The organism is Brevibacillus sp. (assembly GCF_003521185.1).
GTDB classification, from domain to species: domain Bacteria; phylum Bacillota; class Bacilli; order Brevibacillales; family Brevibacillaceae; genus Brevibacillus; species Brevibacillus parabrevis.
Window position 1 is genome coordinate 17474 of sequence record NZ_DOTK01000021.1, and the last position, 9539, is coordinate 27012.

Here is a 9539-nt window from a genome sequence, read left to right on the forward strand (position 1 = left end):
GAAGCTTATTTACCTTTTTTACCTTCTTTACGACGAACCACTTCATCACTGTACTTAATACCTTTACCTTTGTAAGGCTCAGGTTTACGCAGCGAACGAATTTCAGCAGCAACTTGACCTACGCGCTCTTTGTTGATGCCTTTAACCACCAGAGTGGTTTGGTTTGGTACATCGATTTCGATACCCGCTTCTGGAGTAACTTCCACTGGGTGGGAGAAACCAAGAGAAAGAGTAACGCCGTTGCCAGTTTTGGCAGCACGGTAACCTACACCGACCAGTTCCAAGGTACGAGTGAAGCCTTCGGATACGCCTTTTACCATGTTGGCAACAAGCGCACGAGTTGTACCGTGCAGGGAACGGTGAAGTTTGTTATCGCTTGGACGCTCTACTACTACTTCGTTTTCAGCGATGTTGATTTTAATATCTTCATGGAAGTTACGAACGAGTTGACCCTTAGGGCCCTTTACCGTCAGCTCAGTTCCGTTCAGAGTGAGGGTAACGCCTGCAGGTACCACGATCGGTTTTCTACCGACACGAGACATGTGGTGCACCTCCTGTGCTTTTTACATTCTGTTGATTACCAAACGTATGCAAGAACTTCTCCACCAACATGAGCTTGACGAGCTTGCTTGTCAGTCATAACGCCAGTGGATGTAGAGATGATCGCGCAACCGAGGCCACCCAAAACCTTAGGTACTTCATTGTTTTTTGCATAAACACGAAGTCCTGGTTTGGAGATACGTTTCAGACCTGTGATGACGCGCTCGTTGTTCGCACCATATTTCAGGAATACGCGGATGATTCCTTGTTTGTTGTCTTCAACAAACTCCGCATCGCGGATGAAGCCTTCTTCTTTCAGAATGCGCGCGATTTCCTTCTTGATGGTGGACGCCGGGATTTCCACTTTCTCGTGGCGAACCATGTTGGCGTTACGAATACGTGTCAACATATCTGCGATTGGATCAGTCATAACCATGAGAGAAAACCTCCTTCCCGTTTCAAATTACCAGCTTGCTTTTTTCACGCCTGGAATTTGACCTTTATAAGCAAGTTCACGGAAGCAAATACGGCAGAGTTTGAATTTGCGCAATACGGAGTGAGGACGTCCGCAACGCTCGCAACGAGTGTACGCGCGTACTGCAAACTTCGGCTGCCGCTGTTGCTTGATGATCATAGATTTCTTTGCCACATTCTTCCCTCCTTACGAGTGGGTTTATTTACGGAATGGCATACCCATTTGAGTCAGCAACTCACGAGCTTCCTCATCCGTTTTCGCGGAAGTAACAATTACGATGTCCATACCGCGAACTTTGTCGATTTTATCGTACTCGATCTCAGGGAAGATCAGTTGTTCCTTCAGACCAAGTGTGTAGTTACCGCGACCGTCAAATGCCTTGGAAGAAATTCCACGGAAGTCACGAACACGCGGGAGAGATACGTTCATCAATTTGTCGAGGAAGTGGTACATACGCTCGCCGCGCAGGGTAACCTTCGCACCGATCGGCATACCTTCACGCAATTTGAAGCCAGCGATGGACTTCTTAGCGCGAGTTACTACAGGCTTTTGACCAGCGATAATTTGCAGGTCTTCAACCGCAGTATCCAAGGATTTAGCGTTGCCTACCGCTTCGCCAACACCCATATTGATGATGATCTTTTCTACTTTCGGCACTTGCATGATGGAAGTGTAGTTGAACTTGCTCATCAAACCAGGCACGATTTCGTTAGTGTACTTTTCTTTCAATCTTGTTGCCATCTAGGATATCCTCCTTTCCAACCTGACTACTTGTCGAGTACTTCGCCAGACTTTTTCGCATACCGTACTTTCTTACCGTTATCCAAAACTTTGTAACCGATGCGAGTAGCTTTTCCGGACTTCGGATCGATCAAAGATACGTTGGAAACGTGAATCGCTGCTTCTTGAGTCACAATGCCACCTTGCGGGTTAGCTTGGGACGGACGGCTGTGTTTCTTCACGAGGTTGATACCTTCAACCAGTACGCGTTCTTTCTTCGGATAAGCAGCGAGAACGCGACCTTTTTTGCCTTTATCTTTGCCCGCAATTACGATAACAGTGTCGCCTTTTTTAACGTGCATCGCTTGGTGCACCTCCTATCGAACAAACTGCCTGAGTTTTTCCGTTCAATTAGATAACCTCTGGAGCCAGAGAGATGATCTTCATGAAATCTTTGTCGCGGAGCTCACGAGCTACTGGTCCAAAGATACGAGTACCACGTGGGGACTTATCTTCTTTGATGACTACAGCTGCATTTTCATCAAAACGAATGTAAGAACCATCTTGACGACGAACGCCACTTACAGTACGAACTACAACTGCTTTAACTACTTGACCTTTCTTGACAACGCCGCCGGGTGTAGCGGATTTTACGGAGCACACGATAACATCACCGATGTTCGCCGTTTTGCGACCGGAACCACCCAGAACCTTGATGCACATGAGTTCCTTTGCACCGGAGTTGTCAGCAACAGCCAATCTCGTCTGAGTTTGGATCATTTACTGTTCCTCCTTTCGGATTTGATATCCGAAAATCTGACTTATACGATTACTGCCTCTTCGACGATACGTACCAAACGGAAACGTTTATCTTTGGACAAAGGACGAGTTTCCATCAATTCTACGATGTCGCCCACTTTTGCCGTGTTGTTCTCGTCGTGAGCCTTGAACTTTTTGGAGTATTTCACGCGTTTGCCGTACAACGGGTGTGTCTTGTAAGTTTCAACAAGCACAACAATGGTTTTATCCATTTTGTCGGAAACAACGCGACCTACAACGGATCGACGCATATTGCGTTCTGCGGTCATCGTTCAAACCTCCTTCCTTTAATTAGCCGATTCCCAATTCTCTCTGGCGCAGGATGGTTTTCGCACGAGCAATATCCTTACGCACTTGTTTAATGCGAGATGTGGTTTCGAGTTGACCCGTAGCCAACTGGAAACGAAGGTTGAACAACTCTTCTTTCAAAGAAGCGACGTTTTGTTCGATCTCGGCAGTGGTCAAATTACGGAACTCATTAGCCTTCATGTGCGTCACCACCCACTTCTTCACGCTTCACGAATTTGCACTTGATAGGCAGCTTGTGCATAGCAAGGCGCATAGCTTCGCGAGCGACTTCTTCAGGTACGCCAGCAAGTTCAAACATGATCTTGCCTGGCTTCACTACCGCTACCCATTTCTCAGGAGAACCTTTACCGGAACCCATCCGTACTTCGAGCGGTTTTTGTGTAATTGGCTTGTCAGGGAAGATTTTAATCCATACTTTACCGCCACGTTTGATGTAACGAGTCATCGCGATACGAGCAGCCTCGATCTGACGGTTAGTTACCCAAGATGGCTCCATTGCTTGCAATCCGTATTCACCGAACGCAACAGTAGTACCGCCTTTTGCGTTACCAGCCATTTTCCCGCGGTGTTGTTTACGGTGTTTCACGCGTTTTGGCGTCAACATGATTACTTGCCTCCTTCCTCAGTAGCGACGTTCTTTCTCGCTGGAAGGACTTCTCCACGATAGATCCATACTTTTACACCGATACGACCATAAGTGGTATGTGCTTCAGCAGTACCGTAGTCGATGTCAGCACGCAGCGTATGGAGCGGAACAGTACCTTCGCTGTAACCTTCAGAACGTGCGATGTCCGCGCCGCCAAGACGACCGCTTACCAAAGTTTTGATACCTTTTGCACCAGCGCGCAGCGTACGAGTGATCGATTGCTTTTGCGCACGGCGGAAGGAAATGCGGTTTTCCAGTTGACGTGCGATGTTTTCAGCTACCAGAGTAGCATCCAGATCCGGACGTTTTACTTCGTTGATATTGATATGAACGCGTTTGCCAGTCAGATCAGTCAAGGATTTGCGCAAAGTTTCAACTTCAGCTCCACCTTTACCAATTACCATACCAGGCTTAGCGGTGTGAATCGTAACGTTCACGCGATTAGCTGCGCGTTCGATTTCGATAGTGGATACAGCAGCGTCTTTCAGACGCCCTTTTACAAACTTGCGGATTTTCAAGTCTTCGTGCAACAGAGTTGCGAAGTCCTTGTCAGCGTACCATTTGGACTCCCAGTCACGAATGACACCGATCCGAAGTCCTACCGGGCTTACCTTTTGACCCACACGTAATCCCTCCTTATTTCTCGTTTAGTACCACTGTGATGTGGCTTGTGCGTTTATGGATGCGGCTTGCGCGACCCATAGCGCGCGGACGGAAACGCTTCAACGTAGGACCTTGGTCTACGAAGATTTTGCTCACTACGAGGCTGTTAGGATCCATTTCGTAGTTGTGCTCAGCGTTTGCAATAGCCGACTTCAGGAGCTTTTCAACAACCGGAGAAGCTGCTTTTGGCGTATGTTTCAGGATCGCCAACGCTTCACCTACTTGCTTGCCTCTGATCAAGTCAACAACCAGGCGGACTTTACGAGACGCGATGCGAATATTGCGAGCAACTGCTTTAGCTTCCATCTTTGTACCTCCTCTCTGTCAAGAGAAATTTAGCGCTTCTTGGATTTCTTGTCGTTGTCGACGTGACCCTTGAAGGTACGAGTTGGTGCGAATTCACCCAATTTATGACCAACCATGTCTTCCGATACGTATACTGGTACATGTTTGCGGCCATCGTATACTGCAAACGTGTGTCCTACGAACTCAGGGAAGATGGTGGAACGGCGAGACCAAGTTTTGATCACGCGTTTCTCGTTCTTTTCATTTTGCTCGTCAACTTTTTTCATCAAGTGGTCATCCACGAAAGGACCCTTTTTTAAGCTACGTCCCATTAGTGAACCTCCCTTCGCCAAAGGCGTTCGGTATTATATCAGCCTACCTTATTTCTTGCGGCGGCGGATGATGTATTGGTCGGACTTGTTCTTCTTCTTGCGAGTCTTGAGACCCAGGGTTGGTTTACCCCAAGGAGTAACAGGTGCTTTACGACCGATTGGAGCGCGACCTTCACCACCACCGTGTGGGTGATCGTTAGGGTTCATTACGCTACCGCGTACAGTTGGACGGATACCCAACCAGCGGGAACGTCCTGCTTTACCGATGTTCAGCAGTTCGTGATCCAGGTTACCTACTTGACCGATGGTAGCGCGGCATACGTTATGGATGCGGCGAGTTTCACCGGAAGACAGGCGAACGATTACGAACTCACCATCACGACCGAGCAGTTGAGCGGAAGCACCAGCTGCACGCACCAGTTGTCCACCTTTACCAGGTTTCAACTCGATGTTGTGGATGGTAGTACCTACCGGGATTTTCTCCAGTGGCAGCGCGTTACCGATTTTGATGTCGGCATCTGCTCCAGATACGATCTCGTCGCCCACTTTCAGGTTGTGTGGAGCGAGGATGTAACGTTTTTCACCGTCAACATAGTTGATCAGCGCGATGTTAGCGGAACGGTTTGGATCGTACTCGATAGTAGCTACGCGACCTACGATACCATCTTTGTTACGCTTGAAGTCGATAATACGGTATTTACGTTTATGACCGCCACCTTGATGACGAACGGTAATTCTACCTTGGTTGTTGCGACCAGCTTTTTTGCTGAGAGGCGCCAACAAGGATTTTTCGGGAGTCGATGTGGTGATCTCCTCGAAAGTAGAAACCGTCATTTGGCGACGACCAGGAGAAGTCGGTTTAAACTTTTTGATACCCATGTTATTACCCTCCTTTTCGGTAGTCGTCGAGGTTATACTCCCTCGTAGAAGGCCAATTCTTTGCTGTCATCAGTCAGCTTAACGATTGCTTTCTTCCACTCGGATGTGTAACCGGAGTATTTTCCGTAGCGTTTTGGTTTCGCAGGAACACGAACAGTGTTTACTGCTTCTACTTTTACGCCAAATACTTTTTCAACAGCTTGCTTGATTTCTGTTTTGTTAGCTTTGAGAGGTACTTCGAAAACGTACTTCTTCTCAGCCATCATGTCAGTGGTGCGCTCGGTAATGACAGGGCGTTTAAGGACATCATGAAGGCTCTTCATTATGCGAGCACCTCCTCTACTTTCGCAACCGCTTCTTTCGTCACGATTACTTTGTCATGCGCTACCAGATCCAGAACGTTAATGCCTGCAGCATCTACGAATTTGGCACCTGGGATGTTACGGGAAGAGAGAGCTACGTTTTGATCGTACTCGGAAGTCACGATCAGAACTTTGCGATCTGCTTTCAAGCTGTTCAGAACAGCTGTCATTTCCTTGGTTTTAGGAGCTGCGAAGTTCAGAGCTTCCAGAACCAGGAGTTCGTTGTTTTGTACTTTCGCGGACAGTGCGGATTTCAGAGCCAAACGGCGAACTTTACGGTTCAGTTTGTAACCGTATTTGCGCGGAGTTGGACCGAATACAACACCGCCACCTTTCCATTGCGGAGAGCGAATGGAACCTTGGCGTGCGCGACCTGTACCTTTTTGGCGCCATGGCTTGCGGCCACCACCACGTACTTCAGAGCGGTTCTTTACATCGTGTGTTCCTTGACGTTGGGATGCTTGTTGCATCACGATCGCATCGTACAGAACAGCGTTGTTAGGCTCAATCCCGAACACGCTATCTGCCAATTCGATTTCGCCAACTTGAGAACCAGTTTGGTTATAAAGAGCTACTTTCGGCATGTCAGTTCCTCCTTTCCTTAGTGTTTCTTGACTGCCGTCGATACGAGCACGCAGCTGTTTTTCGGGCCAGGCACGGAGCCTTTAACGAGAATCAGGTTGCGAGCAGCATCTACTTTAACTACTTCCAGGTTTTGAATGGTTACGTTGTCGCCACCCATTTGACCTGGCAGGGTTTGACCTTTGAAAACGCGGTTTGGAGCGACAGCACCCATGGAACCAGGACCGCGATGGTAACGCGAACCGTGAGCCATAGGACCGCGGGATTGGTTGTGACGTTTGATCGCACCTTGGAAACCTTTACCCTTGGTTACGCCGGATACGTCAACGATTTCTCCCTCGGCAAAAATGTCTACTTTCAACTCTTGACCAACCTCGTAATCAGCGAGGTTAATTCCGCGAATTTCGCGAACGAAGCGCTTAGGAGCAGTGTTAGCTTTTGCTGCATGGCCTTTTTCCGGCTTGTTAGCGCGCTGTTCTTTTTTGTCTTCGAAGCCGATTTGGATCGCTTCGTAGCCGTCGTTCTCCACGTCTTTCTTTTGAAGAACCACGTTAGAACCTGCTTCGATAACCGTTACAGCGATCGCTGTTCCGTTTGGACCAAAAACTTGAGTCATTCCAAGTTTTTTCCCTAAGATTCCTTTGGTCATTTGTGCCACCTCCTGTGCTTATTTCAGTAAAACGTTTTTTATGTTGTATCAAGTCCCCATCGATGCGCAGGGGTGCCATTTTAAGGGTTTGTTGCTTGGTATAACACGCTTATCAAGACAACGTCTGCGCGTGTATCGCTTTTTGGGACCTTACAGTTTGATCTCGATATCTACACCAGACGGCAGATCCAGACGCATCAAAGCATCTACTGTTTGTGGTGTAGGGTTCAAGATGTCGATCAAACGTTTGTGAGTACGCATCTCGAATTGCTCACGAGAATCTTTGTACTTATGCACCGCACGCAGGATCGTATAAACTGCTTTCTCGGTAGGAAGCGGAATTGGACCGGATACGTTTGCACCGGAACGCTTCGCTGTGTCCACGATTTTCTCCGCGGATTGATCGAGGATTTTGTGATCATACGCCTTCAAACGAATACGAATCTTTTGCTTTGCCATTTTAGTCCCTCCTTTTTCGCCCATTTATTAAACAGACATTTCTCCGTGGAAATATCCTGCACCCCGGTCATGGCAAAGGGGCCGGGTGTGTCAGCAACCTCCCACATCATCGCAAGTCCATGACCAACATTCAATATTGTACTAAAAATATTTGGGCTACGCAAGTGATTTCTTAGTTTCCCGCACATTTTTTTGTACACGCGAGCCTACTGAAAGACTCACCTTGAACATCTTACTGATTTCTGAGCAGAAAGGCAAGCGGGATTCCCTGCCAACTCGCCACTGTTCTATCTATAATAGAAAGAACACGTTATACTTAAAGGGATTCGTCATTGCAAAGGAGGTTATTTGTATGTCTGAGACCATGCGCACTCCCTATGAGATGATCGGCGGGGCTGATACTTTGTCCCGTCTGGTTGATACATTTTACGACCTGGTTGCCCGGCACCCTGACCTTGCTCCGCTCTTCCCCGAAGACTTTACGGAAGTGAAAGAGCGCCAATATATGTTTCTTACCCAGTTTCTCGGTGGGCCTACCCTCTATTCAAACCGCCACGGACATCCGATGCTGCGTGCACGCCACATTCGGTTCCCCATTGGCCCTGTACAGGCAGAAGCCTGGTTGGCTTGTATGAAAACGGCGATGGACAAAACCGGACTTGAGGGCGAGATACGCGAGCAAATTTTTGAGCGTCTGCGTTTGACCGCTTATCATATGGTGAACAAGTGGGACCAAGAAGAAAAAGCGTAGGGATCTCCCTACGCTTTTGTTATTTTAGCCATCGTTTTTGCTGAGCTGGACTTCGTCTTGACGAGGTTTCTTGATCCGAGGTACACCCCGGCCACAATCATTAACAGCGCGAGCATGTGGACCAGCTTTAATTGTTCCCCCAGGAACAGCGCTGCAAAGAACAGGCTCGCCATTGGCATTCCGTTCAAGAACAAGGCAGTTCGGCTTGCTCCCAGTTGGCGAATACCATAATTCCAGCCTACCGAACCCAAGGCTGTAGAAAGCGCCCCGGAAATGAAGATCACCAGCCATTGGAACGCAGACACTTCAAGCGACAAGTAGTAGGATGCCGGTTGCAGTGTGAGAGCTGTCGCCCACAAAAACGCGATTCCGAACATTTGCGACAAGGCTGTGATCAGCAGCACAGGAACTCCCCGGACGACAAGCTTGCGAATCAATAAGCCGCCAGTGACGTACATCAGCATGGAGAAAAACATGATCGCATCTCCCCAGCCGTTCATATGGATTCCGCCATGTTGCGAAATGACGACAATCAACACTCCCGCAAACCCTACGCCAATGCCGAGTCCTTTTTGCCACGACATGTGTTCTCCGAGGAAAAGCATAGCCAGCAGAGCTGTTGCCAGTGGGTTCAATCCGAGGATCAGCGACGCATTGCCTGCTGTAGTCGTCTGCACACCTGCTGCCAATGTGATCTGGTGCAACGCAATAGAGCTGGCCCCTACTCCGGCAATCAACAGCCAATCTGTTTTTTTCAGCCGCAAACTCGTTCTGTATTTATAAATGATTGGCGCCAAGCAAATTCCTGCGACCGTCATGCGAATAGCTGCTACATACAGCGGCGGAAACGACGTGAGATACTTTACCATTACCACGTTCAAGCCCCAAAGTATGACTACGCCAGCCAGCATGAAAAATAACAGCTTTTCATTGTTTTTCATTTCTCTATCCCCCATCCGCTGATCGTATTGTAGCACACGGTCATCTATTGGCTTATTGAATCATTTTGATGGGAGCCATGCAGAAAATCGATGAGAGTAAACAGGATCGAGTAGGAGGGGGCGACTA

At 48.3% G+C, this 9539-nt stretch carries 19 protein-coding genes; 1 reads left to right on the top strand and 18 read right to left on the bottom strand.

Annotated elements, in window-relative coordinates; all coding sequences use genetic code 11:
• Positions 1–5 precede the first annotated feature (5 nt).
• The 17 genes from rplF to rpsJ form a co-directional block, all read right to left on the bottom strand.
• Positions 6–542, bottom strand: a complete 537-nt coding sequence (gene rplF / locus DEP07_RS04635; protein WP_063231102.1) for a 50S ribosomal protein L6 — start codon at positions 540–542, stop codon at positions 6–8.
• A 35-nt stretch (positions 543–577) separates the two neighbouring features.
• The gene (rpsH, locus tag DEP07_RS04640) at positions 578–976 is read right to left on the bottom strand and encodes a 30S ribosomal protein S8 (protein WP_047074701.1); all 399 of its coding nucleotides are present in this window, start codon (positions 974–976) and stop codon (positions 578–580) included.
• Positions 977–1003: 27 nt separating this feature from the next.
• On the bottom strand, positions 1004–1189 hold the full coding sequence (locus tag DEP07_RS04645; protein ID WP_005828830.1) for a type Z 30S ribosomal protein S14: 186 nt from the start codon (positions 1187–1189) through the stop codon (positions 1004–1006).
• 24 nt (positions 1190–1213) lie between these two features.
• Positions 1214–1756, bottom strand: coding sequence for a 50S ribosomal protein L5 (gene rplE / locus DEP07_RS04650; RefSeq protein ID WP_063231103.1), 543 nt, complete (start codon positions 1754–1756; stop codon positions 1214–1216).
• A 26-nt stretch (positions 1757–1782) separates the two neighbouring features.
• Positions 1783–2097, bottom strand: coding sequence for a 50S ribosomal protein L24 (gene rplX / locus DEP07_RS04655; RefSeq protein WP_005828833.1), 315 nt, complete (start codon positions 2095–2097; stop codon positions 1783–1785).
• A 49-nt stretch (positions 2098–2146) separates the two neighbouring features.
• Positions 2147–2515 carry a 50S ribosomal protein L14 gene (rplN, locus tag DEP07_RS04660; protein WP_005828835.1) on the bottom strand — a complete coding sequence of 123 codons (369 nt, stop codon included), beginning with the start codon at positions 2513–2515 and terminating at the stop codon, positions 2147–2149.
• 41 nt (positions 2516–2556) lie between these two features.
• Positions 2557–2823, bottom strand: a complete 267-nt coding sequence (gene rpsQ, locus DEP07_RS04665) for a 30S ribosomal protein S17 (protein ID WP_005828837.1) — start codon at positions 2821–2823, stop codon at positions 2557–2559.
• Between the two features lie 22 nt (positions 2824–2845).
• Positions 2846–3043: a 50S ribosomal protein L29 gene (rpmC, locus tag DEP07_RS04670; protein ID WP_005828838.1), complete on the bottom strand. Its 198-nt coding sequence runs from the start codon at positions 3041–3043 to the stop codon at positions 2846–2848.
• Complete coding sequence (gene rplP, locus DEP07_RS04675; protein ID WP_063231104.1) at positions 3033–3467, bottom strand: 50S ribosomal protein L16; 435 nt, start codon at positions 3465–3467, stop codon at positions 3033–3035. Before rplP ends, rpmC begins: the two co-directional genes overlap by 11 nt.
• Before the next feature lie 2 nt (positions 3468–3469).
• Entirely contained in the window at positions 3470–4132 is a 663-nt protein-coding gene (gene rpsC / locus DEP07_RS04680; RefSeq protein WP_063231105.1) for a 30S ribosomal protein S3, read from the bottom strand.
• Between the two features lie 13 nt (positions 4133–4145).
• Entirely contained in the window at positions 4146–4478 is a 333-nt protein-coding gene (rplV, locus tag DEP07_RS04685; protein WP_063231106.1) for a 50S ribosomal protein L22, read from the bottom strand.
• A 29-nt stretch (positions 4479–4507) separates the two neighbouring features.
• Positions 4508–4789 (bottom strand): 30S ribosomal protein S19, encoded by a 282-nt coding sequence (gene rpsS / locus DEP07_RS04690; protein WP_005828846.1) that lies wholly within the window; start codon positions 4787–4789, stop codon positions 4508–4510.
• A 48-nt stretch (positions 4790–4837) separates the two neighbouring features.
• Positions 4838–5668 (bottom strand): 50S ribosomal protein L2, encoded by an 831-nt coding sequence (rplB, locus tag DEP07_RS04695; RefSeq protein WP_063231107.1) that lies wholly within the window; start codon positions 5666–5668, stop codon positions 4838–4840.
• A 32-nt stretch (positions 5669–5700) separates the two neighbouring features.
• A complete protein-coding gene (rplW, locus tag DEP07_RS04700) occupies positions 5701–5991 on the bottom strand; it encodes a 50S ribosomal protein L23 (protein WP_007716243.1) in 291 nt (96 codons plus the stop codon).
• Positions 5991–6614 carry a 50S ribosomal protein L4 gene (gene rplD / locus DEP07_RS04705; protein ID WP_063231108.1) on the bottom strand — a complete coding sequence of 208 codons (624 nt, stop codon included), beginning with the start codon at positions 6612–6614 and terminating at the stop codon, positions 5991–5993. The genes rplW and rplD overlap by 1 nt, the downstream gene beginning before the upstream one ends.
• Before the next feature lie 17 nt (positions 6615–6631).
• On the bottom strand, positions 6632–7261 hold the full coding sequence (rplC, locus tag DEP07_RS04710; RefSeq protein ID WP_122966800.1) for a 50S ribosomal protein L3: 630 nt from the start codon (positions 7259–7261) through the stop codon (positions 6632–6634).
• Between the two features lie 150 nt (positions 7262–7411).
• Complete coding sequence (rpsJ, locus tag DEP07_RS04715) at positions 7412–7720, bottom strand: 30S ribosomal protein S10 (RefSeq protein ID WP_005828858.1); 309 nt, start codon at positions 7718–7720, stop codon at positions 7412–7414.
• A 352-nt stretch (positions 7721–8072) separates the two neighbouring features.
• On the opposite strand from rpsJ, the gene DEP07_RS04720 reads away from it, so the two are divergent.
• Entirely contained in the window at positions 8073–8471 is a 399-nt protein-coding gene (locus tag DEP07_RS04720; RefSeq protein WP_122966802.1) for a globin domain-containing protein, read from the top strand.
• 8 nt (positions 8472–8479) lie between these two features.
• Here the strand turns inward: DEP07_RS04720 and DEP07_RS04725 are convergent, their stop codons facing one another.
• Positions 8480–9412, bottom strand: a complete 933-nt coding sequence (locus DEP07_RS04725; protein ID WP_173598086.1) for a DMT family transporter — start codon at positions 9410–9412, stop codon at positions 8480–8482.
• Positions 9413–9539 lie beyond the last annotated feature (127 nt).